We start from the raw sequence: 26,831 nt of genomic DNA, 5'->3' as shown, positions 1-26,831 counted from the left end.
CGGGGTCGTGCGAGACCTCCGAGGTCCACCGTAGGTCGCTGCTTGCGCCGGCGCGGAGGCACCCACGACTGCTCGACCGTTCGTTCGCCCCATCCGGAAATCGCTTCCCGGGTGGTTCCGAAAGGACGTAAACCCTCATGCGACCGACGGCACAGCGGACGGGCCCGGCAAGGCCCGTCCGCACACATGCCCAGTGGCACCCGACGTCCCGACACCTCCCGGCCGGACGTCCGAGACATCGGCCGGCGGTGGTGTCGGACCCGTCATGGTGCCACCACGAATCTCGTCGCTACTGCTTGTTCCCGGGCGGCTCGCCGATGTGCGGGAACAGGTCGAGGAACGCGCCGACGGTGACCCGGTGGCGGACCGCGGGGTCGACGTCGTCGAACAGTTCGTGCAGGGTCTTCTGCGTGTGCCCGTAGGTCCCCTCGAGGTGCGGGTAGTCGCTCCCGAACATGACGTTCTGGTAGCCCATCCCCGTGACCGTCTGGACGGCCGTCTCGTCGTGCTGGAAGGAGACGTACACCTGACGGTAGATGAACTCCTTGGGCGCCATGGACAGGGTGGGCCGGACGAACATGGAGTGCTGGCGGTAGCCCTCGTTCATGCGGTCGCCGAGGAAGGGCGCCCACGCGGCACCGCCCTCGGAGACCAGCACCTTGAGGTCCGGGTGCCGGTCGAGCGCACCACCGGCGATCAGCTGGGTCACGGCCCGCTGGCCACCGTATGTGGTGTCCACGTAGTTCAGGACGGCACCGCCCGGGCCGCGGAAGAACACCGTTTCGCCGTCGGTGCCGATGTGGACCGACAGAACCAGGCCGGTCTCCTCGACCGCCTGCCAGACCGGCTCCCACTCGTCCTGGTTCCACGTCGGCCGCCCGGGCGGAGGAACCGTGGGGATGAACACCGCCTTGAAGCCGTTGTTCGCGGCGCGGTGGACCTCCGCAACGGTGTCCTGGACATCCAGGAGCGGCAGTGTGGCCGTGGCGACCAGACGGTTGGGCGCCTTGTTCTGGATCTCGGACAGCGCCCACTCGTTGAGAGCCTTCACACCCTCACGGATGAGCACCGGGTCCTTGATCAGGTTGGCCCACAGACCGAGGGAGGGGAACACGACCTCTCCCCAGATTCCCTCCTGGTCGAGGTCCTTGACGCGCGCCAGAACGTCGCCTGCACCTGGCGGACGGACCGAAAGGGTCTCAATGGTCTCGCCCTGGAACTCCCCGTCCTTGATCGGCTTGGGCAGAGGACGACGGATCTCCTCTCCGTCGATGTACACGGTCTCCCAGCCGTCCTCCTTCACCGATCGCGGCATGCGCTCCGCGAGGGCCGGCGGAAGGATCTGCTGGAACAGGTCCTCCGGCTCAAGGAAGTGCGAGTCCCCGGAGTTGGCCCAAATCTTCTCCAGCATGGAGTTTCCTTTCTCAATCAAGTCGCCGTGACGAGTCCGGCGATCGGCGGTCCGATGCGCGTGACCCGTCCGGTGGCGTCGTTGCCCATGAGTCCTCGGGGACCGTGGCGGCCGGTCCGGTATCTCAGACGTTCGCGGTTTCCTGCGCCTTTTCCCGGAGTACTCGACGCAGCAGCTTCCCCGTCTCGTTGTACGGGAGGGTGTCGACGAAGTGCACCTGCTCCGGGGTACAGGTCGAGCGCAGCCGCACACGAACGTGTTCCTGGAGTTGCTCCTCAGTGACCTCGGAGGACGGCACGACGTAGGCCACCACCCGTTCGCCCCACCGGACGTCCGTGGCGCCGACCACCGCGACCTCCCTCACCGCGGGATGCGCGATGAGGACCTCCTCGATCTCTCCCGGAGAGATGTTCTCGCCACCACGGACGATGACGTCGTCCAGCCGCCCGGAGAGGAAGAGGTAGCCTTCCGCGTCGAGGTAGCCGCTGTCCCGGGTCGGGAACCACCCGTCCGACTGGTCCCCGCCGCCGGCGCCGAGGTACTCGCCGGCGACCTGGCCGCCGCGCACCCACACCTCTCCCGGCTCTCCGACGGCCACCGGCTCTCCGGCGGCGTCACGGATCTCGAGTTCGAGGCCGGGCAGCGGGCGGCCGACCGAGCGCAGCCTCGCTCGTACCGCCGGGTCGTCCGAGGAGATGGCCGCGCGGTGGTCTTCGGGCGTCAGCAGGGAGATGGTGGACGACGTCTCCGTGAGGCCGTAGGCGTTCACGAAGTCGACGTGCGGCAGGAGACGCAGAGCGCGTTCGATCACCGCGACGGGCATCGGGCCGCCACCGCAGGACAGGTTGGTCAGCGCCGGCAACGTGGTGCCGTCGGCCTCCAGGACGTCGAGGATGCGGCCCAGCATCGTCGGAACGACCATCGCGTGCGTGATGCGCTCGTCGCGCGCGGTCCGCACCCATTCCCCGGCCTTGAAGGCGGGCAGGTACACGAGCCGGCGCCCCGAGTACACGGCCGAGAGGATCGCCGAGACACCAGCGATGTGGTACGGCGGCACACTGACCAACGTGGCTTCGTGCTCCCCCGCCGCGCCGAACTCGGCCGTGCTCAGGATGTAAGAGGCGAGGTGCCGGTTGCGCAGTACAGCCGCCTTCGGCGCTCCGGTCGTCCCCGAGGTGAACAGCAGGACGGCGATGCTCTCTTCGACGTCCTCGTCGCCGGCGGCGTCATCGGCGGGCTCCTGCGCGGCAGGAAGTTCGGCCAGCTGGTCCCCGAATTCGGACCGCGTGAGAACCCGCAGCCCGTGGGCGTCACCGATCCGCTCGGCCACGGGCGGATCGACGACCAGCAGGGCGGGAGCGTTGCGGGCCACCAGCTCGCGGAGTTTGTCGTCGGCCAGCCGGTAGTTCATGGGAACGAACGGGACGCCGGCGAACGACGCGCCGAACAGAAGGACCGGGAGCGTGTCCGAGTTCAGGTCCACCATGGCCAGCCGGCCGACGGGGGTCTCCCCCACCGAGGCGGTCCGGACGTAGGACGCCGTACGCCGCGCTTGATCAAGGAGCTGGGCATAGGTGATCCCTCCCTCCAGTGAGCCCACGGCGATCCGGTCCGGCATGCCCTCGGCAGCCATCTCCAAAAGAAATCCGACGTTCACGTCGCCTTACCCTTCACACTCTCGTGCCGCGCATGGTGTCCCTGATCCCTACGCCAGGTCAGTCGGACGTGGGCAGCGGCTTGGCGTCCTTCAGGTGAAGGCTGCGGTCGGCCACACTGAGCGTGCCCGAGCCGGCCTTGCTGACGAGGAGTTCGAGCCCGAGCTCCTCGTCCACGTAGCGCTTGCCGACCTGGGTTCCGTCGGCGTAGGCCGGATCGATCTCCGCCGCTTCGAAGGAGGTACCGGAGGCGACCATCGCGTGGCCTCCGCAACGCAGGTCGATGTCCTTGGAGGGCCCGCGGATCACCATCACCTCGGTCGTGTCGACCGTGCTCTTCCATCGGCTGCCAGTACGCACTTGCCGTGTCCTAACTTGAGTGTCCTTCAGCGGAGTGATGCGCTGCGTCTCTCCGCCGTTGTCATACTTCACGGCCCGGCGAGCCATGCTTCGGGCTCGCCATGACCGTCTACGCCACGGCCGCCTTCTCCAGCACGTGGACGCCACAGGCCGAGCCGAGGCCGATCACATGCGCCAGGCCCACCTTCGCGTCCGGGATCTGCCGATCACCTGCCTCGCCACGAAGGTGCGTGGCGATCTCCCAGATGTTGGCGATTCCGGTCGCCGAGACAGGGTGCCCCTTGGACTGAAGGCCGCCGGATACATTGACCGGAGTCCTCCCGTCACGCCAGGTCGCACCGGAGTTGAAGAAGTCCACAGCGCCACCCGGCTCACAGAGCTGAAGATTGTCGTAGTGAACGAGTTCCGCCGTCGCGAAGCAGTCGTGCAGTTCGACTAGGTCAAGATCGTCGGGGTCGACGCCGGCCTGCTCGTAGGCGGTCACTGCGGCTTGCCGGGTCAGCGTGTTGATGTCCGGAAGTACCTGGCAGCCGTCCCGGTAGGGATCACTGGTCAGGACCGAGGCGCTGATCTTGACGGCGCGGCGTCGCTGCTCGAGCGTCAGCGTACGCAGCTTGCTCTCGCCGACGACGACCGCGGCGGCGGCCCCGTCACAGTTCGCGGAACACATGGGGCGCGTGTTCGGATAGGCGATCATGACGTCGTTCATGATCTCCTCGAGCGAGAACCGCTTCTGGTAAGCCGCCTTCGGATTGAGGGTGGAATGCGCGTGGTTCTTCTCCGAGATGCGGGCGAAGACCTCGAACGCGACCTCTCCGTGCCTGTACGCGTACTCCATGCCGATCTGGGCGAAGACTCCCGGCATCGTCTCGGTGCCGACCAGGCCGTCGAGCGGCGCGACAGCTCCGTACCTGCCGCTCGGCACCCAGGTGCCGTTGCCCGCCGCGCGCTCGTTGCCGGTCAGCAACCCCATTCCCGCCAGCTTCTCGGCTCCGACCGCGAGGCCCATGTCGGCCTCACCCGCCTTGACGGCCATGATCGCGACCCGCAGCGCGGTCGCGCCGGTCGCACAGGCGTTGGCGACGTTGTAGGCGGGAATGCCGGTCTGCCCGATCTGCTTCTGCAGCAACTGCCCGAAGCTGTCCGGGCCCAGCAGATTGCCCGCGGCGAGCACGCCGATGTCCTCGACGCCCACTCCGGCGTCGCGCAGGGCACCGGTCGCCGCCTCGACCCCGAGGTCCAGTGCGTCCTTGTCCTTGTGCTTGCCGAAGTCGGTCATGTGGATACCGAGGATCCACACGTCGTCCGCCATGGTCACTCCCTCTCGGCAACCGGTTCGAAGCCGAATCCGACCGCCATCACACCCGCCGTGTCGGTACCGACCGGGACGGTGGTCAACCGCACGTCCATGCCCAGCGACACGTGCCGCGGGTCGGGCGGAACGTTCACCACGTTGCCGCTGACGATCGTTCCGGCGCAGTCGACCACGCCGGCGACGAAAGGCACGTCGACGCCCTTGGCCGCGAAATGAACGATCGTGAAGGACCTGAGTGTTCCGGTACGGGACACGTCCACCGTCTCGAACTCCTGACGGCCGCACCGGGCGCAGGCGTTCCGTCGGTCGAAGTACCTCGCTCCACAGCTGGTGCACTCGTTGGCGACAAGACGGGGCTCGTCGCCGAGCACCAGGTAGTCCACGAGCGGAATCTGCCCCAAGACGACCTCCGAGATATAGCCAGATGATTAATCTTAACTAGAGGAAGCCTTCTCTGTCAGCCCCACTCTGACCATCGGCGCTCCGCGACGCGCCCGGATCTCCGAGCGCCCACAGGAGGCCTCGGCGGCACAGACCGCCCAGGCCTCCTGCTGAGCCGATCAGAGGAAGCCGCCGTCGCCGCCGGCCTTCGCTCCGATGCCCACGCCCTTGACCCGCAGGAACTCCTCGAGACCCCGGCGTCCGCCTTCCTTGCCGTACCCGCTGAGTCCGAAGCCGCCGAAGGGCCGGTTCACGTAGAGGTTCGAAGCGCCGTTGATCATGATGTCGCCCGCGAACAGGTCCTCGGCGACCCGGTGCGCCCTGACGAGATCCTTGGTGTGGATGTAGGCGGCCAGGCCGTACGGGGTCGAGTTGGCGATCTCCACCGCCTCTTCCTCGGTGTCGAACGGCGTGATCGCCAGAACCGGCCCGAAGACCTCACCCTGCGCGAGCTCCGACTGCGGGTCGACGTCGGCGAAGATCGTCGGCTCGATGAAGTAGCCCTCCGCGAGGTCCCCGCCGAGTCGAGTGCCTCCGAGCACCAGCCGCGCCCCCTCTGCCGGAGCACGCTCGATGATCCCCATGACGCGGTCGACCGCGGCCTGGCTGATGACCGGCCCGAGAAGAGTCTGCTGATCGAACGGGTCACCCACCACGAAGCTCTTCGCCACCGCCGAGACACGCTCGATGACCTCGTCGTAGCGCGAACGGTGGACCAGCATCCGCGTGGGGAACGAGCAGCCCTGGCCGGACAGGAAGCCGACAGAGAGAATGGCCCCGTGCACGCACGCGGTGTCGAGATCGGCGTCCTCGAAGATCAGGTTCGCCGACTTGCCGCCCAGTTCGAGAACCGCCGGCTTCATGGTCTTCGCACACGATTCGAGGATGCGCGTCGCCGTGACCGGTCCACCGGTGAAGGTCACCTTCTGCACCAGGGGATGCGCCACGAGCGCGGCACCGGCCTGAGCGTTGCCGGGCAGCAGGTTGATCACACCGGGCGGGAAGCCGGCCTCACGGACGAGGTCCATGAACAGCTCGGGCGAGTAGGGGGTGATCTCCGGCGGCTTGATCACCACGGTGTTGCCCGCTGCCAGTGCCGCGGGCACCTTCATGGCGATTCCGCCCGTCGGACCGTTCCAGGTCACGATCGCGCCGATGACGCCGTACGGCTGGCCCAGCGTGTAGGAGAACTCACCGTTCGCGGTCACGGTGCCGACCACGTCGGACGACAGCTTGTCGGCCCATCCCGCGAAGTAACGGGTCCACTCGGCCGCCAGACCCGCGTTCGGCATGTACTTCATGCCGGTGTCGATGGTGCTCAGCCGGCCGAGATCGGGGCCCCGCTCGTCGATCAGATCGGCGAGCTTCAGCAGAAGCCTCCGCCTCTCGGTCGGCGGCGTCTTCTTCCAGGTCTGGAACGCCTCATGGGCGACCCGCACGGCCTCGTCGATCTCGGCCTCACCCGCCAGCGGAATCTGGCCGTCGACCTGCCCGGTGGACGGGTTGATGCGGTCGTGGCTGCCACCGCTGCCGGACGTCAGCTTCCGATCCCCGATATGCAGGTGTACTTGAGGAACCGAACGGTCGATTTCCTGCGTCATCTTCTCAACCTTCTCTCGGGCGAGACCGGCCTCGCCCCGATGAGCGAACACAGAACCCTGTCGTCCGCGGAGCGAACACAGAACCTGTCGTCCGCGGCTGGCTGCCGTCCCGCGGCAGCGGAAATGGGGTGTGGTGGTCAGATTTCGACCATTTCGAATTCGGCTTTGGAGGTGCCGCAGTCGGGGCACGTCCAGTCGTCAGGGATGTCTTCCCAGCGGGTGCCGGGTACCAGGCCCTCTTCCGGGTCTCCGACTTCCTCGTCGTAGATGTAGCCGCAGTTCAGGCACATCCACTTTCGGAACGGTTTGCTCGTCATCACTTGCCCGTCCCGGGCGGGCTCAAAGGTGGGTGCTTCACCGGCCCGCCCGTCTCGATTGCCTGGGGTTCAGTCGAATCGCACGTGCACGTGCCGCGGGGAACGCAGCATCGCTCCCACGATCACGGGCTCGTCCTCGTCGGGGTCGAGCCGCAGGTCGGGGAACTCGTCCATCAGTGTCTCCATGGCACGGGTGATCTCCACCCGTGCCAGGTGCTGGCCGATGCAGACATGCGGCCCCTGGCCGAACCCCATGTGCTTGGGACGCTGCTCACGGTCGATGTCGAACTTCTCCGGACAGGCGTACTTGGTCTCGTCCCGGTCCGCCGACGCCAAGGACGCGTTGACCACGGAATTCGCGGGAATCTTCACGCCTTCGATCTCCGTGTCCCGCAGCACCAGACGATTGGTGGAGGATACCGGGCTCTCCCACCGAATGACCTCCTCGACAGCCCGGGGCAGCAGCGAACGGTCGTCACGCACCCGCCGGTAGAGCTCACCGCCGTCCCGCAGGAGCGCGACCAGCAGGTTGGCCGTGGCCCGGTAGGTCGTGTCACCGCCCGCGTTGAACAGCTGACGCAGAAAGTCGACCACATATGCCACCGGCAGCCGCTCACCGTCGACCTCGGCCGTCGCCAGAGCACTGACGAGATCCTCGCCCGGATTCTCCAGCCGTTCCTCGATCAACGCCGTGAAATACGTGCCCAGCTTCTCCGACGCCTCCTTCGCCTTGTCCGGGGCGAAGGAGAAGAAGATCTGCGTCAGCATCAGCTTCTGGAACACCGCCAGATCCTCATCCGGCATGCCCAGCATCCGGTAGATGACCCGGAACGGGTACAGCTGGCTGAACTGCGGGACCAGGTCCGCCTTGCCCGCCTCCCTGAACGCCCCGAACAGTTCGTCGATCACCGGCTGGACGTAGACGTCCCCCCACCTGCCGACGACATTCGGCAAGAACGCCTTCTGGAAGATCTTCCGGTACTTGAGGTGCTCCGGATTGTCCAGCACCGACAGCGAGTGCGGACCGAACGAAGACCCCAGCGTCGGCTCGAACGCCCGGTTGGAGAAGATCTCCGGATTGTTCAGGACCTGCTGCACCCCGTCATAGGTCATCACCCGGTAGACCTCGGGCCACACCTGCTCCTCAGGCGTGGGCATCAGCCCCATCGACGTGAACCACGAACCCTTGTGCACCGGGCACTGCGCACGCACCTCGGCAACACGCTCATGCATGTCCGGCATGCTGCCGAACATGACCTCGTCGGACACATACGGATCGAACGTCGGATCGTCGAGGTCCTGGATCCTGGGTATCGCCATGGTGTTCCTCTCTCAGGAGAAGGTGTCGGAGCAAACAGTGACCAGCGGAAAACGCCGGTCCGGCAGTTGATCAGCGGGGAGGGACACGGAAAACCACGCCCTCGAGCTCCTCGGTCACAGGTATCTGGCAGGCCAGCCGGCTGCAGGGCATGGGATTGTTCGCGCACTCGAGCATGTCCGTCTCGTCCGCATCCGCCGGCGCAAGCGCCGCCGAACCGTCCTCGACATACACGTGACAGGTCGCACACGAGCAATGCCCACCACAGTCCGCATCGATCCCATCGACCAGATGCGCCGTCGCGGCCTGCATCACCGACTGCCCGACCTCCGCGAAGACCTCCGTACGGGCCGTGTCGGACACAAAAACAATCTTCGGCATCGGACTACCTCTCCACCGCAGTGGTCACCAGCAACTGCTTGAGCGGGACATCAACATCCGAAAGAAGCTCACGCTCAAGCACCTGACCACGAGCAACGAGCTGACGGGCCAAAGCGAAGTCAACCGGCCGACTCACCACATCGGCAGCGATCACGCGGCCCTCTCGCAGATAGAAGGCGCTGAACGAACGCTCCGTCACATCGCCCCGCACCACCACGTCGTCGAAGTCCCGCGACAACCCCACCATCTGCAACTTCAGCTCATACTGATCCGACCAGAACCAGGGCACCCCCGTGTGCGCGACAGGCTTGCCCACCATCGACCGGGCCACCACCCTGGCCTGCTCCACCGCGTTCGACACCGACTCCACCCGCACCAGGTCGCCCCCGAGTTGGGCGGACGGATACCGGGCGCAGTCCCCTGCCGCCACGATCGACGGATCACTCGTCACACCGAACTCGTCGACCACGATTCCGTCGTCGACGGCGAGCCCCGCCTCAGCAGCCAGCTCCGTGTTCGGCACCAGCCCGACTCCGACAACCACCAGATCGCACCGCAGCCAACTGCCGTCCGACAGCTCCATCTCACGGACCGCACCATTGACCACGACGGCATCAACCACCGAGACCCCGGTCAGAAGATCCACACCACGCTCTCGGTGGACCTCGGCGTAGAAGGACGACATCACCTCCCCCGTCACCCGGGCCAGCACTCGCGGCAACGCCTCGACCACGGTCACTTCCAGACCCATCGCCCGAGCCGAGGCAGCGACCTCCAATCCGATATAACCCCCGCCGATCACCACCAGGCGCCGCCCGGCGGACCACTGCTCACGCAACCGGTCGGCGTCCGCGACCGTGCGCAGATAGTGGACGTTGTCGAGTGGACCGTGCTGCGCCAACACTGGCAAGAGACGAGGTCGCCCCCCTGGCGCGAGAGCGAGCGCCTCGTAGTCAAGGCTCCTCCCGTCGCTCAGGACCACCCGCCGGGCGCCCCGGTCGATCGAGTCGACCCGGGTACCGAGCACAAGCTCAATGTCGTTGTCGGCGTATGTGCGCTCAGGCCGAATCGCCAGCTCGTCAGGGCCGGTTCCGCCCGACAGGTACGACTTCGACAGCAGGGGACGCTGATACGGTATGCGGTCCTCGTCCGCCACAAGGACCACCCGGCCCTCAAAGCCCGCCTTGCGCAACCCGACCACCACCTCGGCGCCGGCATGCCCGCCACCGACGACCACCATCGACCGCATAGCCACTCCGTACCTCACTCCCTCTGGTAGCTACCGCCCGGTTGCACCGGAAAGCTTGGGCGTAGGGAGTCTTCGCCCCAACGCGCACAAAGCGAAAAATAGCTTAAGGATTAATCTAATGCAATGAATCGGTAGCCCTGATCGGGACAGGCAACCATCCCTGCCGCCCAGCCCTGCCGAGCGAGGCGACGCCACGAGGCCTCGACGCCGGCGGAGTGTGGCAACCTTGCGAAGACCCACCCTCGGCAGGGGCTGGCCGACCTGGGGAAAGGGAGAGATCGCAGCCAACGGAGGCGTGGCGCTGTCGCACAGGTCGGCGACCCCAAGCGGTTCAATGACATTAAATAATCTGACTTTATCCCTGGCCTCGGTCGGATCGCCCGGGAAGCGGGCGGAGCCGGGTAGGGACGGCACCCTGTCCGCCGGCTGCCGTCGTCTACGCCATCGTGCTCTTACGGCCTGCGATGAAGGTGACCAGCACCGGGTTCGTCGGCACATGGTCGAGGACGGCGGTGAGAGGCCGGTCGAGCAGGAGCAGGTCCGCGGGCGCTCCTGGGCGGAGCCGTCGAGGCGGTCCGCCAGGTTTCTCGGGCGGCGCCAGGTAGGCATCGAGCGCCTGCCTCGAAGAGAGCTGTTCGGCGGGACTCAGGATCGCGCCGGACGGTGTGCGACGTGCAACCGCAGCCCTGATCACCGACCAGGGGTTGACCGGCCCGTACGGGGCGTCGCTGGAGAGAGCCAGCGGGACGCCTGCCGCACGCAGGCTCGCGCACCGGTAGAGGTCCCGGTGCTCGTCCGGGGGGACGTCCCGGCGGTAGTCGTCGCCGCGGTGCGCGAGAAAACCGGGCTGGGTGACAACACGTAGTCGGCGGTCGGCGAGTTCATCGAGGAGGTCGGCGGGAACGAGCGCGGCGTGTTCGATACGGTCACCCAGGTGCCCACCGGCCTCCTCGAGGGCCGCGAGCAGCAGCACCAGGGCCTCCCGAGTGACACAGTGGGCCGCGACAGCGCGCCCGGCGGTGTGGACGGTCCGGATCCTGGTGGTCAGAGCGTCGAGATCGGGCAGCCCGGAGTCTGCGAGGACGATCTTGTACGGGCCTGCGGTGAGCGGGGCGGGCAGCGGCATGTGGAGGGGGGCGCCGAGCACGTGCACGCGCTGCGGGAGCGCGCCGCTGCGTGCGGCGGCGGACAGCCCGTCGATCGCGGCAGGCTCAAGGTCCGGGGTGGCGTCGGTGACGGCCGTGATGCCGTAACGGGCCAGCTGAGCGCCGACCGCGGAGAGGTCCGGTGGCGAGGTGTTCGGCAGGCGGGAACGGATCCATCGGTCGGCGCGCCAGAGGCGTCCCGTGGCAGACCCGTCGGGGGCGCGCTCGATCGCGGGGTGGTCGGCGGTGGCGAGGCCGAGCCGCTCGGCGCCGCGGGAGTTGAGGATCCACAGGGCGCCGCTACGGTGCTGTATCCGCACTGGCCGATCCGGGTGGAGGCGGTCGAGGGTGGCCGAGTCGAGGTCACCGGCCACCGATTCGTGGTAGCCGACGCCACGAATCCAGCCGTGTGGATCGGTGGTGGCGGCCGCGAGTGCCGAGCGCAAGCCGTCGGCGGTTCGCACGCTCGGCGGGCCACACGGCGTGGAGTGCGCGGCGGCGGCAAGGGCGTACAGGTGCACATGGTGGTCGACGAGGCCCGGAAGGAGCGCACCGCCGTTCGCGTCGATCACCTCCTCGTCACGGCGCGGGCGCAGCGCGGGGGCGATCTCGGCGACGCGGTCGCCGACGAGCCGGACGTCGGCTCGGTGACCGGCCACCTCTGCGGCACGGATGAGGATCATCTTTGCGACACCCCGAGTTCGCGCAGTACGGCGGCGGTGTCGGCACCTGAGCAGGGCGCCTCGCGCAGGGGCGTCCGACGCTGTGGGATGGCTACGGGCACTGGCCCCTCAGAGGTGTCGACCACCCATCCGTCGCGGTGGCGCCGTGCGGGTTGGGCGGGGCCGACGGGGGCCGCCGGGTCGAGCGTGCCGGCGACGACACCGCTCATCGCCACGTCCCAGAGCACGCCGGTGCCGTCCACGGGAGCGGTCAGCGCCAGTGCCGCGGCGGTGAGTCCGGTGAGCGGGTCGGCGATCGCGTCGCCGCAGAACAGGGGCAGACCCCGCTCGTCGTACGCGACCAGGCCCGCAGCGGCGGCGACGTCGTCTCCGAATCCCACCCGGTCCGAGGATCGCCCGGCAGCGGTGATCGAGATCCACGTGGTTCCGGCGGCGACGGCGGCCGACGCGTCGAGGCCCCAGCCGGCGAGCGCACGGGGTCTGGACGCCTCGATGACGATGTCGGCGGCCTCGACCAGGCGTGCCAGGGCCTCGCGCCCGGACGGTGTGGCCGGGTCGAGGACGACCGAGCGGTGTCCGGCATGAAGCAGCCGGTAGAACCCGGGATTGCCGCGACGGGCGCCGTCGGGTCGGGTCGGGGTCTCGACCTTGACCACCCGGGCCCCGGCAAGCCCGAGCAGATGGGCACACAGCGGTCCGGCCCACAACGCGCTGAAGTCGACCACCAGCAGATCCTCGACCGCCCGCGGCGGGCGGTCGGGGCATGTCGGCGCCGGGGCGTCCGGCTGTCGCACCGGTGCGGCAGCCACCCCGAGCAACTCGGCGCGTTCGGCCAGTTCTTCGCCTGTGTGGGCGCTCAGCCAGGCGGCGATCGGCGGCCATGGGTCGTCGGGCAGCTCGGCCTCGATGAGCGCACCCAGCAGGAGTGGGTCGTCGGGTCGGGCACAGGAGACCGCGGCCCAGCCGTCGGAGGTCGGAAGCAGTCGGCAGCTGCCACCCGCCGACACCGCCCCGCGGCGGCCGTACCCGGTGAACGCGGCACGCTCCGCGAGCAGGCGGGCGCCGTCGAGCCGGACCCGACCGCCTGTGGCCGCCGCGATGCGGCCTGTGAGCTCACGGGCCAGCCGCGCCGCCCGGCCCGGCGGTACCAGCGGGGGTCCTTCGGAGTGCCCGGTGAGTGCCACCAAGCCACTCTCGGCCCAGTCCGTCAGGGGGTGCACCGCACGAGACACTGCAGGCACGGATGACATGCGCCGATGGTAGCCTACCCGTATTATGTTGATCTCTGGCGATAAACCGCCGTATGCCTGGCCGCCATGGACTGATGCACGCGGTCTCGCCGGCGGAGCCACTCGGGCGATGCTCGGTCCGTCCGCCGAAGCGAACAGCCCCCTGCTGCTGGTCGACCTCGACAAACCCGCCTCCCCGGCCGAGGTCGTCGCGGCGGCCGGCGCCGTCTCCGCCGGCGACGTGATCCTCATCGGTGTCACCACCCGCCGCGTCGGCGACACTTCGTTGACACCCCTCCTGTCCGCGCTGGACCTCACCCTCACGCCGTCCGCCGACACCGCACCTCGGGAAGTCGTGCCGACGGCCGACCCCTTCGCCGAGGCAGAGGAGCTGGCCGCGGTGGTCGCGGCGAACCCGCATGCGACAACGATGCTCGCCGGCCTGCTGCGCTGGAGCGGCGCACTTGCGGTGCCGGCGGCGCTGGACGCGGAGTCGCTGGCGTACTCCACCCTGCTGGGTGGCCCGGAGTTCCGCCGATGGCTCGCCGACCGCGGCCCGCGGCCCCTCCCCCCGCCCGCGCCGGCCGAGCCGGTGCTCATGGAGCGCGACGGCGACCTCCTGCACATCACGCTCAACCGACCCGAGCGACGCAACGCCTACGGCCGCGAAGTCCGCGACGCCCTGGTCGAGGCGCTCGAGTTCGCCGAACTGGACCCCACGCTCGAGCGGGTGACGCTCGACGGGGCGGGACCCTCGTTCTGTTCCGGCGGCGACCTCGACGAATTCGGCACGACCCCCGATCTGGTGACCGCACACTGGATACGCACCCGGGCCGGCGCCGCCCGCCCGCTGCATCGCCTCGCCGGTCGGGTCGAGGCCCGAGTGCACGGCACCTGTGTCGGCGCCGGCATCGAACTGCCGGCCTTCGCCGGCCACGTCACCGCGACCCCGCACACGACGTTCCGACTCCCGGAAATCGGCATGGGCCTCGTTCCCGGAGCCGGCGGGACCGTCAGCATCCCACGCCGGATCGGCCGCTGGCGCACCCTGCACCTCGCACTCACCGGCCGCGCCCTCGACGCCCCCACCGCTCTCGCCTGGGGACTCATCGACCAACTGACCTGACCGGCCTCGCTCGGGGCGCCCGGCTGGCGAGCCGGGAACGACGCGACGATCCACGGCCCCCGCACCGTCGTTCGCTGGGGCTGTGGACGCGGTGTCACCTCCGCACACCTTTGCGGCTTTCGGATTCCCCCGGCGCGAAACCGTGCGAGGGTGTCATCGATGCGGACGTCTCGCTGTTGACGCAGTCATCGTCGATCAGGTGCGCGATACTCAAGCACAACGAGACGACTATCAGCATATAGATATAGCTGATATCTCTCATGTGCAACCTGTCACATGTACCGACGAGAGCACACGCTGGAGGCTCGATCGCATCGACGACTCGCCGACGCGACGTCAGCTGACGAAGATTCCGGGCGCGTCGTCGCCGTGACGGCCCATGTACGGCGAGGTGATCCGGCGCTCTCCGCGGAACGGGGTGTCGTCGACGGTCATCGATCACGGCCGACTCACGCACATACGAGCCCGCCGGAGACCCTGCCATCCGTTGCGGTACGGCAGCGGCGGCGAACCCAGGCCTCACAGTTCGGAGAGCTCAGAAACTCAGATCACCCAGCTCTTGACCTGGTACCCTCTGTACCACTAAGACGATTTATTTGACTAGATGAGGAGCCCGTTGTGGCCGAGGTAGCCCGCGCAGCCGACAGGGCGACCGCGCCTCCCCTTTCACGCAACCGCGTCGGACACCAGGTCCGAGTACCGAAGACCGCCGAACTGGTCGCCGCACACCTGCGCCGCCAGATCGTCCGGGGCGAGCTGATGCCGGGTGACGCGCTGCCGCCGGAATCTGGGCTCATGCAGCAATTCGGCATATCGCGGCCGACTCTGCGCGAGGCGTTCCGGGTACTGGAGTCGGAATCTCTGATCACGGTGCGCCGCGGTGCCCATGGCGGCGCCAGGGTGAGCGCGCCCGACGCGGATGTCGCCGCCCGTTTCGCCGGTCTGATCCTCGAGTACCGCGGTGCCACACTGGGCGACGTCTACCGCGCCGCAAGCCTCATCGAACCATCCTGCGCCCGCCAACTCGCCATCACACACACGACCGACGACATCATGCGGTTGAAGGCTGGGGTGGCCGCCGAGAAAGCCGTCCTTGACGACCCCCTCGCCCTCGTTGACGCCGAGGACGCCTTCCACGCCCTGCTGGTGGAGCTCACCGGCAACCAGACACTGATCCTGCTGTGCACCATGCTGCGCAACATCATCGACCGGGCCAACGCCTCCTACGCTGCGGCCACCGCCGACGCCGAGGCTCAGAAGGCGCAGGCACTCAAGGGTCACCGGACCCACGTCCGGCTGGTGGGACTGATCGAGTCCGGCAAAGCGGACGAAGCCGAGAAGCTGTGGCAGCGTCATATCTCCAGCGCGCACGAGGTCGTGCACTCTGGCGGCCCCATGACGGTCCTCGAACTCATCGACTGAACACCAGTAAGGCCTCGCGCAGAGTTCATTGGGTGATCCCCGATGTGGGTCTTCCTGCCGAGTGTGCGACACCCCAGTGCGTCTGACCCGGGACACGGACAACGAGGCTCCGACCGGCTGATCGCAGGGCACAGAGGGCGGCGGTGTCAGGTCGGCCGAGACGCCGAATGAGACGTACCCCAGCGAACGAGTTCGTGTGCCACCTGAGCTGACCCCGGTTTCGTGGAGTCCCCGGCCTGGCCTACGATCCTGGCCCGAACGAGCGCCACGAGCAGTGCCAGCACCACGTAAATACCCCAAGGCCGCGTAGTCGCCCGGCCGGAATGCGCGAAGTCGGCATCGATCCCGCCACCGGGTGAATGGCGGGCTATGCAGGGTTTCGTCAGCGAGGCCGGCCCCCGAGGCGGACTCGCCGGCGGTCTCGCGGCATCTCGGACAAGCTCGACTCGTATCGCACACACGGTGGAGCGCGCCGGGACTCCGGCACCTCCGCCGAGCGATCGGCAAAGGGTCCGCTCACGCACGCACAACCGGGATTCGATCGATCAGTTCTGCCTCGGCACCCGTGAGGGGCGGCCGACCCATGTGCGGTCCATCGTCTGCGACGATCCGTGGGAACGGTGTTCATCTGAGCCTCACTGGGCGGCATGCCGGAAAACATGGCCACGCATCACGTCCAAACCCTATGCGCTCGCCTGCGGCCCCTGTCGCGGAGGACGCACTGGGGTAGTGGGCAGGGCAGGCAGCAGACCGATGCCGGCGACGCCACGTCGTGACGGACGCCGCACCGCCGGAAGAAGTCTCTCGCCGGCCCAACGTGACGGCGATCTGCACCGGAGGCAGGGCACACGACGCACCGGCGACGCACGAGGGCACTTTTCGCCCCCCGACTCTGGAAGAGTTGAATTATCTATCTTAACATCGAGGCGTCACGGTTACGACGTCGAAGTCGCGCCGATCGTGGTCGTCCCTGCCACCACTCGGCGGCAGAGAAGCCGTGGTCCGTGCCAGTCGGACCGCCCGTACCTGCTGCGGTCCCAACGCAAGCCAAAGGCTCCGGGGGCCGACAGTTCCGCAAGAAGGAAGATCAAATGACTAGATTCGACTACATCATCGTTGGGGCGGGGTCCGCCGGATCGGTGCTGGCAAACCGTCTGTCCGCCACCCCGGGGACGAAGGTGCTGCTGCTCGAAGCGGGAGGCAAGGACTCCCACTCGATGGTGAAGATCCCGATGGGCTTCAGCAAGCTCCTGGGTGACGAGCGCAGCGTGTGGTACTATCCCGTCGGCCCCTTCGGGCCCGCCGGGACGGTCGAACACTGGGTCCGGGGCAAGATGCTCGGTGGATCGAGCTCGGTCAACGGGATGGTCTACAACCGAGGGGCGCGCACTGACTACGACACGCTCGAGAAGCTGGGTAACCCCGGTTGGGGATGGGACACCATGCTGCCCGTCTTCAGGCAGATGGAGGACCACGAGCTCGGCGCTTCACCGGAGCGGGGAGCGGGCGGGCCACTGCACGTCTCGATCGTGCAGGACCGGAATCCGCTGACCCAGCGGGTCATCACGGCCGCGCAACAGCACGGCCTCAGGCATGTCGAGGACTTCAACACGAGCGACGACGAGCGGATCGGCTACACCACCGCGACCATCAAGAAGGGCCAGCGGTTCAGTGCGGCTCGTGCGTTCCTGCACCCGGTGACCTCGCGCCCCAACCTCACGGTGGGAACGGACGCGGAGGTCACCAAGGTCATCATCGAGCATGGCCGGGCAGTGGGAGTGACAGTCCGGCGCAAAGGGCAGGAGCACGTCTTCCGAGCGCGCCGCGAGGTCATTCTCTCCGCGGGCAGCCTCGCCTCGACGAAGCTGCTACAGCTGTCCGGTATCGGACCGGCCGAGGTGCTGAAGTCGGCCGGGGTCAACGTGCTGGTCGACAGCCCGAACGTGGGCGGACGCATGCTGGAGCACAGGTGCTTCAAGCTGCAGTACCGCCTCAACCAGAATCTCGGCTACAACCGGTCGCTGAGTACCCCGCTGGCTCAGGCGATCACCGGGGCGAAGTACCTGCTGAATCACAAGGGCCCGTTGTCCGGCTCCGCCTTCAACGCGATCGGCTTCTTCAAGGCAGACCCCGAGGCGGAACGCCCCGACGCCCAGATCCTCATCGGTCCCTTCAGCCAGGCACCCACGGACGCCGGCCAGGAGCCGGCGTTGGAGCGGCAGCCGGGCGTGTCCGCGCTGGGCTTTGTCCTGCGGCCGACTTCCGAGGGCAATCTGCACATCACCTCGGCGGACCCGTCAGCCCCGATGGCCATCACCCCGAACTACTTCCAATCGGACTACGACCGGCGCACCGGTGCCGCGCTGTTCCGGAAGATGCGGGAAATCTTCGAGACCGGCCCCATCGCCGACATCATCGATCACGAGTCCGAGCCCGGGCCGGGCACACGCACCGATGAGGAGATCCTCAACGACGCCTTGGAGCACGGCCATTGCGGCTACCATGCCGTCGGCACCGCCGGCATGGGGCCGAACGACGACGACGTCGTCGACTCGGAGCTGCGAGTGCGGGGTGTCGAGGGGCTGCGTGTGGTCGACTGCTCGGTCATGCCAACAATGGTGTCGGGCAACCTCAACGGGCCCATCATGGCCATGGCATGGCGGGCCGCCGACCTGATCCTCGATCGGGGCTGAGCAGCAGCGGCCGAACTCCTGTTCAGCAGACTCCTGGACAAGGTCGCCGTGTTCGCGGGTGCCACCCGCGCAGAGGTACCCGTGAACAGATCCCCAGCTGAGGTCCGCCCGAGACACGACAGGCATCAACCTCGTTCCTACCGCTCAGTACTACACCGTGGGGCTGGTCCTGCCAGGTATGAGCGAGTAGGGCCCTCGGCGGCGAGCGACGCACCATCAGCGCGTCTTGGCGTTGGATTAGCTCACTGATATCTTCACGCGGTACGCCCTCGATACTCGACACCGTGGGATGCCGTACCACAGAACCTCTGTTTCGCAACCGTTCTGGAGGGTGGGCCCCAGTGGTCATCCTCCCTCGCGTCCAGCATGCCGAAGACGCAGCGGACAGTTCAGGCCCGAAGGCCGGCACGGCAGTCGACCTTCACGGACGAGGTATGAAATCTGCTGGTTCCGGATCTTGCCGAGTATCTGCTCGGCTTCGGGATTGTCCGTCCACACAGCGCCGACCGGCGCTGGAGCCCACTCCACCGTTCGACGAGGTGACTCATGAAGCTGCTCGAAAACAAAGTCGCATTTGTCACGGGTGCAGCCAGAGGCCAGGGCCGCAGCCACGCCATGCGCCTGGCCCAAGAAGGTGCCCTCATCATCGCCGTCGATGTCTGCGAGCCCGTGGCTGCAGACAATACCTATGCAGCAGCGACGCCAGCCGACCTCGAAGAGACCGTCAATCTCGTGGAGTCTCAGGGCGGCCGGATTGTCGCCCGGCAGGCGGACGTCCGGGACTCGTCCGCACTCGACGCTGTCCTCACGGAGGGGGTGGCAGAGTTCGGGCACCGGCTGGACGTTGTCGTGGCCAACGCGGGGATCTGCAACTGGAACCGCTTCTGGGAGATGTCCGACGACCAGTGGCAGACAATGATCGACATCAACCTGACCGGAGTCTGGCGAACGATCAAGGCGGCGGTTCCCCACATGCTCACGGCAGGCAACGGTGGGTCCATCATTGCCGTCAGCTCCGTGGCAGGCATCAAGTCCCTGCCGGCACAAGGCCATTACAGTGCAGCCAAGCACGGAGTCGTCGGCCTGACCAAGAGCGCTGCCATCGAGTTGGGCGAGTACGGTATCCGCGTCAACACGATACATCCCTGGGGTGTGGAGACGCCGATGGCGCAGGACCCGACCCTGGCCACGATCCTGGAACGACACCCCACCTACGGGGCAGCGTTCGCCAGCCTCCTCCCCGATCTCCCAATCGCCGAATCCGACGACGTGTCCAACGCCGTGGTGTGGCTTGCGTCGGACCTCTCCCGGTCCGTCACCGCGACACAGCTGACCCTCGACATGGGTGCGACCAAGGTGTGAATGCTTCCGCAGCGCACTGAGCGGTCAGCCCGGGTTGCAGACCACTTTGCTGCGGGCCATGGTCCCGGGAGAGCTCCCACAACCGGCTGGCGCAGGGAGCCCGCTACCCGCACTTCGGTGACAGCAGCCAACGCCTCCCCTCGCCAGGGTGACAATTCACAAACCACTCTCGCATCCCACAGGAGGCTGGATGATATGCAGCCGCCTCCTCTCGGGCCCGCGAGCCGGAGGAGAGTCCGGTGGCAATTGTTCATCGCCAACTTTCGAAAGGACTCAGACATGCGCGATGCCGTAATCGTGGAGGCCGTCCGGACCCCGGTCGGCAGGCGTGACGGGGCACTGTCGACCGTCCATCCGGTGGATCTGGCCGCCCACGTGCTGTCGGCTGTTGCGGACCGTTCCGGCATCGATCCCGCTGTCGTGGGCGATGTGATCCTCGGCTGTGTCGGCCAGGTAGGAGAGCAGACGTACGACATCGCCCGCAACGCGGTGCTCGCCGCGGGCTGGCCGTACGGCGTTCCTGGGGTCACCGTGGACCGGCAGTGCGGTTCGTCGCAGCAGGCAGTCCACTTCGCGGCGGCCAGCGTCATCAGCGGCCAGCAGGACGTCGTGGTCGCCGGTGGCGTGGAATCGATGAGCCGCGTGCCCATTGGAACGCCGAATCTGGACAAGGACCCGTTTGGCCCGATGATGCGCGAGCGGCTCGGCGGCGCCGAACCGAACCAGGGGGTCGGCGCCGAAATGGTCGTGGAGCGCTGGGGTTTCAACCGCACTCAGCTGGACGAGTTCGCCCTTGCTTCACACGAAAAGGCGGCAGCGGCGCAGGACGAGGGGCGCTTCGATGCGCAGATTCATCCCATCACGCTCGACGACGGCACGGTAGTCGGCCGCGACGAGGGAATCCGGCGGGGAGGCACGCTCGAGAAACTGGCCGCGCTGAGGCCGGCGTTCAAAGCAAACGGCGCCATCCACGCCGGCAACAGCTCGCAGATCAGCGACGGAGCGGCGGCGCTGCTGATCACCACCAGCGAAAAGGCCGCCGAGTTCGGCCTCCGCCCCGTGGCAAGGATCCACACCGCGGTCGTCGCAAGTGACGATCCCATCATCATGCTGACCGCCCCGATCCCCGCCACCCGCAAAGCGCTCCAGCGCAGCGGCCTGAAGCTGTCGGACATCGGCGCCTTCGAGGTGAACGAGGCGTTCGCGTCCGTCCCTCTGGCATGGCTCGCCGACCTCGGCGCCGACCCGAAGGCTCTCAACCCCAATGGCGGCGCCATCGCCCTCGGCCACCCTCTCGGCGGGAGCGGAGCGCGGCTGATGACGACTCTGGTTCATCACATGCGGGACAACGGAATCCGCTACGGCCTTCAAACCATGTGCGAGGGTGGCGGCCAAGCCAACGCCACCATTCTCGAACTGGTCGAGTAGAACATCACACTCACGCCCCACCGACCTCCCCAGCGCCGATAGCGGTTGTCCCACATCAGTGTCGTCAGACTCTGATGTGTGGGGCTCCTGGCTCGGTCTACTCCAGGATGGCTGCCCCAGGGCTCTCGTCCGACCAGGCCGGCATACGCTCGCACCGCGTTTCCCTGTCCTCCGTTCTGGCAACGGCCACCGATAGTTCGTCAAACCAGCGGTAGAGATCGAGAGGTCTGCCTGCTGTGAGCGCGTCGGCCTGGAGTTCGAGCGGCGGGTCCTGGTCGGTCCATGCTCGCCACCAGCGGTGCAGGGTGATGGGATGGATCACCCAGGATCGGACGGCCCGTACACCCAGGGCCACCAGGGCAGTTGGGGTTGGTAGGAAGTGACCGCCCCCTCGATGCCGACCGTCGGGGCAGAGGTCCGTGCGGTGGTAGCCAGCGCCCCGGGCAGGGCGAACTACTGTAGGCGCTGAAAATGATCAAGAACCACGGTTCACGGAACGGCGACACCGGTTTTGGCATTTTCGGCGCTTTTGGCATCGTCGTGTGCCTCGGTCGTCTGCAGGGGTACGTGCGCCCCTTACCGGCGTTGCCGGCGGCCGGAGCCCGAAGCTCTACACTGGGTGAAACTGGTACACCTATTGAGTGAGGTCATTCGATGGCTGCACAGCCGGGGAACGCCGTGGCATCGTCCGCGAGGAGGCCGGGTGCCGTGGTGGGGCGCCAGGTACGTGTGCCCAAGATGGCCGAGCTCATCGCCGGGCATCTGCGCAAGCAGATCGTACGGGGTGAACTCACCGAAGGCGAGGCGCTGCCCGCGGAGTCCGAACTCATGGCGCAGTTCAACGTCTCCCGGCCCACCCTCCGCGAGGCGTTCCGCATCCTGGAGTCGGAGTCGTTGATCACCGTGCGCCGCGGAGCGCACGGCGGAGCCCGCGTCCAGCTGCCCGCTCCCGAGGTGGCCGCACGCTACGCCGCCCTCATCCTCCAGCACCGCGCCACCACGCTCCAGGACCTCTACGAGGCCCGCATCCTGATCGAGCCCCCGTGTGTGGGACTCCTGGCGGAGACCGCGGCCGCGGACACGGTCAAGCGCCTGCGCGCCGCCCTGGACGAACACGACTCGGTCACCGGCGACCCGACGCGCTCGATCCAGATCCACATCGCCTTCCACTCACTGCTGATCGAACTCACCGGCAACCAGACCCTGGTCCTGCTCATGAGCCTGGTGGAGAACATCATCCAGCAGGCCAACGTCTCCCAGGTCGAGTCCACCGCCGGGACCGCAAAGCACGAGCGTGCCAGCCGCAAGGGCCTGGCCGCGCACCACCGCATCGTCGATCTGATCGAGGCACGCGACGCCGAGGCCACCCGACAACTGTGGCGCAAACACCTCACCGAAGCCCGCGACTACCTGGTCCGCGCCGACATCACCACCGTGCTCGACCTGATGGGCTGACCCCCGGCCGCACCGCACCCCAGCGCGACAGACCCAACCCACACGGGCCACACAGATCAGTGCCCACGAACCTGTCCGGAGGCTGGGCGCCGACGCCTGTCGTCGGCGCCGAGGAGTTCAGACGGTGTCACCGCCAGCCCCAATCGCGCTCATCCCGGTGGCGACGGCCACCGTCCGCCCGCCCTCGGCGCGGACCTCCGTGCGAATCGTCCAGAGCCTGCGCCCGCGTCGGACGAAAGCCGAGTGCATGGACAGGGGCATTCCCACCGGTGCCGGGCGCAGGTAGTCGACACTCAGGCCGAGGCGCCGGAACCGCACACCATGCTCGACATGAACCATGTCCTGCGCCTCGTGCGCAAGACCCATCACCACGCCGCCATGGACCGCGCCGCGCCGGTTCGCCATACCAGGTGTGACGACCCCGACAGAGACATGCTCAGCCGTTCTCTCGACTCGGACATCATTCAGGTCGAAGCGGCCCACCACAGTCGATGACGTCTCATGCCCGGGCGTCGCAGGGGAATCAAGGACCATCACACTGATCCCATGACCCAGGAGGTTGCCGAGATCGTCCCTGATCTCCACTCGTCCATAAGCGAGGTCACCGTCGATGCCGATACAAGTGCCGATGGCCTCGAGATACCTGGCCCGTGCGCCCACTGGGCCGATCCGGTCGACCCGCAGATCTGCGGTGACACCGCCCCGCCCGCTGTTGAAGACAGACACACCGAGGCCGGCTGCGGCGTCCGCCACCACAGAGAGAGCGGTGTTGTGGACCTGTCCGTCAGGTCCAAGGGACCCGGTCAGCGGCATGCGCAGGACGACCCCTTCGGGGCCCACGGCGCGCGGTAGCAGACCGAGACCGGACTCGACGGAGGTGACTGCGATCTCCTCCGCCACCCGGACCTTCGCGAGCGCTCCTGGTGAAGCCACCACTTCTTCAACTTCTGTCTGCTGCCCCATGGTGTTCAGCGGACTGCTCCTTTCCATTTCTGCAAGGGCGGCGCCCGCTCGGTGCAGGCAGAACCACCAAAACCCGCTCAGCGCCAAGTGGGCGAAGGCGCTCGAGCGGGCTCCACTGCAGGTCCGTCCGGTGCCGGACTGTCCCGTGCTCGGCTGTCTCCGCGACCGCTCGACGCCGCCGCTGCCGACGGTCTCCTCAAGTGCCCCTCGGACGCGCGACGCGGCTACGGCCGTCGACCGGGATGACCGAGCCAATCGGGAAGTCGGCAGGCGCCGACTTCCCGACGGGGCGCCGAGAGCACTCGTGATCGAACCTCCGGGACGTTGCGCCCGGCGCTCAGGCCAGACCGAGGAGTTCCAGTCCGCTGTCGCGAAGGAACCGGCGCCGCTGGACCTCCCCGAGGCCCTCGACCTTCTCGTAGAAGTCGGCAGGCTCACGCAGGCCCTCGGCGTGCGGCCAGTCAGAACCCATCACCAGGCAGTCGACTCCACCGAGGCGCTCGGCCAGGGCAACCGTGTCGTCCTCCGGATAGGGCACTACCCGGACATGATTCCTGAAGATCGCGCTCGGCCGCTCGGAGAGCTGTCCGCCGAGCCAGGGACCGTTGCGGCCCATGCCGCGGCTCTTGTCCATGTGCTGGATGAAGTGCGGAATCCAGCTGGCACCGAACTCGCTGACCAGCACCTTGATGTTCGGATAGCGGCCGAAGAGATTGTCGAAGATCAGGGCCGACAGCGTGTCGGTGATCGGCCGCTCTCCGTAGGTGTTCTGCCACTGCCAGGCCGAGAACTGGAACGGCGGGACCAGACCCCAGCCCCACTGCGAGGCGACGTTCTGCTGGTAGTGGAACTCCGAAATGTGGTAGGCGACCACGACACCGGCCTCATTGACACGCGCCCAGAACGGGTCGAAGTACGGGTCGCCTGGGGACCGGCCATAGGCAGGCCCCGGCGGCAGCAGGATGAACCGAGCGCCTTCTGCGATGACGCGGTCCAGCTCACGGCACGCACGGTCCAAGTCCCGCAGGGACATCAGTGCAGGCGCGAAGATGGTGTTCTTGTAGCTGAAGCCCCAGTCCTCAGCGATCCACCGGTTGAATGCTTCGATGTTGTCGTACAGCGGGTCCACCCCGTCCAGGTAGGCCTCTGCCATGAGCGCCCAGCCACCCGGGTACATGATCGTGTGATCGATCTGCTGCTCGCCGAGCTGGCGGATCCTCGCGTCCCTGTTGCGGTACTCGGGCTGGATCGGCTCGTAGAAGCGCTCTGCGTCACTCGCCTCACCCGACGACCGTGCCTTGAGCATCTCGACGAGCGAACCCGGCACATAGGCCTGGTCCAGGTCCCCCTCAAGGGCCGTCACGATCCGGTCGTTCGCCAGCAGGATCTTCCTGCCCGACGCGGACCTGATCGGGCGGATAGCCGTGTCGAGCTTCACCTTCGGCATGTGCCTGGTGAAGCAGTCTTCCGCCTCATAGGAATGCTGGTCGAAGTCGGTGAGCCGGTATGGCAGCTCCCCAACGGTGTCCTCGATCAACGCCATCGTCGGTGTCCTCTCTCGCGAAGGGTCCCCCCGTGGGCCTGCACGCGCCATGGCACCCCGAACCCTCAATAGTGATAGACTCTATCATATTGCTAGAGTCTCGCAAGGTTCAGCCGGGCACCTGTGGCTACTTTCGCTTAATTGAATCATCTAACCATTAGCGTTAGCGTGGGCAGGGTGTCGACATAAGGAGACAAGGGTGGAACAAGCAGCACTGGACGGCGTCCGGGTCGTGGACCTGAGCCGGATCCTGGCGGCCCCTCTGGCAACGCAGATGCTGGGCGACCTCGGGGCCGAGGTGATCAAAGTGGAGCGACCCGTCGTCGGCGACGACGCGCGACTGTACGGCCCGCCGTTCCTCGACGACGACAGCACGAGCGGGATGTCGGCGTTCTTCCTGAGCTGCAACCGGAACAAGCGCTCCATCACGCTGGACTACACGACCGAACAGGGCAAGGACCTGCTGCTCCGCCTCATCGAACGTGCGGACGTACTCGTGGAGAACTTCCGCCCCGGCGTGCTCGCCAAGTACGGTCTCGGCTACGAGGACCTCCACCAAACGTTCCCCCGTCTGGTCTACTGCTCCGTGACAGGCTTCGGACAGACGGGCCCGTACAGAGCCCGGCCCGGCTACGACGGCATCTTCCAGGCCATCAGCGGGATGATGAGCGTCTCCGGACTGCCGGACGAGGTGCCCGGAGCCGGCCCGATGAAGTCCGGGCTGTCGTTGATCGACATTCTGACGGGTCTGTACACCTCCTCTGCCGTGCTGGCTGCCCTTCGCCACCGGGACACCCACGGCGAGGGGCAGCATTTGGACGTCTCCCTGCTCGACTGCGGAGTAGCGTCCATATCGCACTACGCCGAGAACTACCTGGTCTCCGGCGAGGTGCCACCGCGCCGCGGCAACGGTGGCTTCGGCGGAATTCCGTCGCAGGCCTTCCAGGGCTCCGACGGCCAGTTGTTCTTCATCGTCGCGACGACCAACCCGCAGTTCGGTCGAGCGTGCGAGGCCATCGGGCACCCAGGGCTCATCGAGGATCCCCGCTTCTGTGGCATCGCGGAGCGCATCGAGAACCGCCTCCAACTGCTCCCCATCCTCGAGAAGATCTTCCTCCAGCGCGAGGCTTCTCACTGGATCGAGGTGCTCAGCACTGCAGACGTCCCCGTCGGTCCGGTCAACGACATCCGCGCCGCGCTGCAGGATGAGCACGTCCGGCAGCGCGAACTGCGGATCGGAATGGAGCACCGAACACTCGGCGCCGTTCCCGGCCTGCGCTACCCCATCAGGATGTCGGGTACACCGGTCAACCAGTACGCGGCGCCCCCGACCCTCGGCGAGCACACCGCGGACGTTCTTTCCGGGATCCTGGGGATCGACGAAGCAACGGTCACCGAACTTTCAGCCGCAGGAATAATCTGAGGTCAGACATAGAAGAAGCGCAGGATGGCGCATCTTCACCTGGGCCCATGACATCCCGGTGCATGGTGGAGGGCCTGCCGGGGCAGGCCCGCGTACTCGGCCATGCCGGCGAGGACACGCGGACCGCAGCAGCGGCCGATGGAGCAGCAGATACCGGTGTGGCACCGCGGACCCCGTCTGGCCTTCGAGACGGACCACTTGGACTCCCCGCAGATCAAAGCAGCCAACGGCCTGCGGTGAACAGGAGCGGATGCGAACAGGGACGCCCCTTCGGCGAACCACGCATCCCTGACCACGCGCTCACTGCTGTT

At 67.3% G+C, this 26,831-nt stretch carries 21 protein-coding genes; 7 read left to right on the top strand and 14 right to left on the bottom strand.

Translation table 11 applies throughout. The annotated features are described in order from the left end of the window. Window positions 1-289: 289 nt before the first annotated feature. The 12 genes from MKW14_RS28030 to MKW14_RS27975 form a co-directional block, all read right to left on the bottom strand. Window positions 290-1,411 carry an amidohydrolase family protein gene (locus tag MKW14_RS28030; RefSeq protein ID WP_240866822.1) on the bottom strand — a complete coding sequence of 374 codons (1,122 nt, stop codon included), beginning with the start codon at window positions 1,409-1,411 and terminating at the stop codon, window positions 290-292. 124 nt (window positions 1,412-1,535) lie between these two features. Further along, on the bottom strand, window positions 1,536-3,044 hold the full coding sequence (locus MKW14_RS28025; protein WP_240866820.1) for a class I adenylate-forming enzyme family protein: 1,509 nt from the start codon (window positions 3,042-3,044) through the stop codon (window positions 1,536-1,538). An 82-nt stretch (window positions 3,045-3,126) separates the two neighbouring features. Next, entirely contained in the window at window positions 3,127-3,426 is a 300-nt protein-coding gene (locus tag MKW14_RS28020; protein ID WP_240866818.1) for a hypothetical protein, read from the bottom strand. Between the two features lie 109 nt (window positions 3,427-3,535). Continuing rightward, window positions 3,536-4,738 carry a thiolase family protein gene (locus tag MKW14_RS28015; protein ID WP_240866816.1) on the bottom strand — a complete coding sequence of 401 codons (1,203 nt, stop codon included), beginning with the start codon at window positions 4,736-4,738 and terminating at the stop codon, window positions 3,536-3,538. A 2-nt stretch (window positions 4,739-4,740) separates the two neighbouring features. Next, on the bottom strand, window positions 4,741-5,142 hold the full coding sequence (locus MKW14_RS28010; protein WP_240866814.1) for a Zn-ribbon domain-containing OB-fold protein: 402 nt from the start codon (window positions 5,140-5,142) through the stop codon (window positions 4,741-4,743). Between the two features lie 159 nt (window positions 5,143-5,301). After that, window positions 5,302-6,783, bottom strand: a complete 1,482-nt coding sequence (locus tag MKW14_RS28005; protein ID WP_240866812.1) for an aldehyde dehydrogenase family protein — start codon at window positions 6,781-6,783, stop codon at window positions 5,302-5,304. A 137-nt stretch (window positions 6,784-6,920) separates the two neighbouring features. Next, window positions 6,921-7,100, bottom strand: coding sequence for a rubredoxin (locus MKW14_RS28000; RefSeq protein ID WP_240866810.1), 180 nt, complete (start codon window positions 7,098-7,100; stop codon window positions 6,921-6,923). A 69-nt stretch (window positions 7,101-7,169) separates the two neighbouring features. Further along, window positions 7,170-8,420 carry a cytochrome P450 gene (locus MKW14_RS27995; RefSeq protein ID WP_240866806.1) on the bottom strand — a complete coding sequence of 417 codons (1,251 nt, stop codon included), beginning with the start codon at window positions 8,418-8,420 and terminating at the stop codon, window positions 7,170-7,172. 70 nt (window positions 8,421-8,490) lie between these two features. Next, a complete protein-coding gene (locus tag MKW14_RS27990) occupies window positions 8,491-8,799 on the bottom strand; it encodes a 2Fe-2S iron-sulfur cluster-binding protein (RefSeq protein ID WP_240866803.1) in 309 nt (102 codons plus the stop codon). A gap of 4 nt (window positions 8,800-8,803) precedes the next feature. After that, window positions 8,804-10,048 (bottom strand): NAD(P)/FAD-dependent oxidoreductase, encoded by a 1,245-nt coding sequence (locus MKW14_RS27985; RefSeq protein ID WP_240866800.1) that lies wholly within the window; start codon window positions 10,046-10,048, stop codon window positions 8,804-8,806. A gap of 436 nt (window positions 10,049-10,484) precedes the next feature. Next, window positions 10,485-11,876, bottom strand: coding sequence for an amidohydrolase family protein (locus MKW14_RS27980; protein WP_240866798.1), 1,392 nt, complete (start codon window positions 11,874-11,876; stop codon window positions 10,485-10,487). Continuing rightward, on the bottom strand, window positions 11,873-13,060 hold the full coding sequence (locus tag MKW14_RS27975; RefSeq protein WP_240866796.1) for a CoA transferase: 1,188 nt from the start codon (window positions 13,058-13,060) through the stop codon (window positions 11,873-11,875). Before MKW14_RS27975 ends, MKW14_RS27980 begins: the two co-directional genes overlap by 4 nt. A 175-nt stretch (window positions 13,061-13,235) precedes the next feature. Between MKW14_RS27975 and MKW14_RS27970 the strand changes: the two genes are divergently transcribed. The 6 genes from MKW14_RS27970 (at window position 13,236) to MKW14_RS27945 (ending at window position 22,591) form a co-directional block, all read left to right on the top strand. Then, window positions 13,236-14,231, top strand: coding sequence for an enoyl-CoA hydratase/isomerase family protein (locus MKW14_RS27970; protein WP_240866794.1), 996 nt, complete (start codon window positions 13,236-13,238; stop codon window positions 14,229-14,231). A 618-nt stretch (window positions 14,232-14,849) separates the two neighbouring features. Continuing rightward, window positions 14,850-15,653, top strand: a complete 804-nt coding sequence (locus tag MKW14_RS27965; RefSeq protein ID WP_240866792.1) for a FadR/GntR family transcriptional regulator — start codon at window positions 14,850-14,852, stop codon at window positions 15,651-15,653. A gap of 1,091 nt (window positions 15,654-16,744) precedes the next feature. Further along, the gene (locus MKW14_RS27960; RefSeq protein ID WP_240866790.1) at window positions 16,745-18,346 is read left to right on the top strand and encodes a GMC family oxidoreductase; all 1,602 of its coding nucleotides are present in this window, start codon (window positions 16,745-16,747) and stop codon (window positions 18,344-18,346) included. A gap of 546 nt (window positions 18,347-18,892) precedes the next feature. Further along, the gene (locus tag MKW14_RS27955) at window positions 18,893-19,708 is read left to right on the top strand and encodes a mycofactocin-coupled SDR family oxidoreductase (RefSeq protein ID WP_240866786.1); all 816 of its coding nucleotides are present in this window, start codon (window positions 18,893-18,895) and stop codon (window positions 19,706-19,708) included. 279 nt (window positions 19,709-19,987) lie between these two features. Continuing rightward, entirely contained in the window at window positions 19,988-21,136 is a 1,149-nt protein-coding gene (locus tag MKW14_RS27950; protein WP_240866785.1) for a thiolase family protein, read from the top strand. A 708-nt stretch (window positions 21,137-21,844) separates the two neighbouring features. Further along, on the top strand, window positions 21,845-22,591 hold the full coding sequence (locus MKW14_RS27945; protein WP_240866782.1) for a FadR/GntR family transcriptional regulator: 747 nt from the start codon (window positions 21,845-21,847) through the stop codon (window positions 22,589-22,591). Window positions 22,592-22,708: 117 nt separating this feature from the next. Here MKW14_RS27945 and MKW14_RS27940 read toward each other — a convergent pair whose 3' ends face one another. Continuing rightward, complete coding sequence (locus tag MKW14_RS27940; protein ID WP_240866780.1) at window positions 22,709-23,554, bottom strand: hotdog domain-containing protein; 846 nt, start codon at window positions 23,552-23,554, stop codon at window positions 22,709-22,711. A 337-nt stretch (window positions 23,555-23,891) separates the two neighbouring features. Continuing rightward, window positions 23,892-25,097 carry an amidohydrolase family protein gene (locus MKW14_RS27935; RefSeq protein ID WP_240866778.1) on the bottom strand — a complete coding sequence of 402 codons (1,206 nt, stop codon included), beginning with the start codon at window positions 25,095-25,097 and terminating at the stop codon, window positions 23,892-23,894. 199 nt (window positions 25,098-25,296) lie between these two features. On the opposite strand from MKW14_RS27935, the gene MKW14_RS27930 reads away from it, so the two are divergent. Next, window positions 25,297-26,520 (top strand): CaiB/BaiF CoA transferase family protein, encoded by a 1,224-nt coding sequence (locus MKW14_RS27930; protein WP_240866775.1) that lies wholly within the window; start codon window positions 25,297-25,299, stop codon window positions 26,518-26,520. Window positions 26,521-26,831: the final 311 nt, after the last annotated feature.

This window comes from Streptomyces gilvus, from assembly GCF_022513565.1.
In the GTDB taxonomy this organism is placed as follows: domain Bacteria; phylum Actinomycetota; class Actinomycetes; order Streptomycetales; family Streptomycetaceae; genus Streptomyces; species Streptomyces gilvus.
This window is presented reverse-complemented; position numbering and strand designations above follow the sequence as displayed.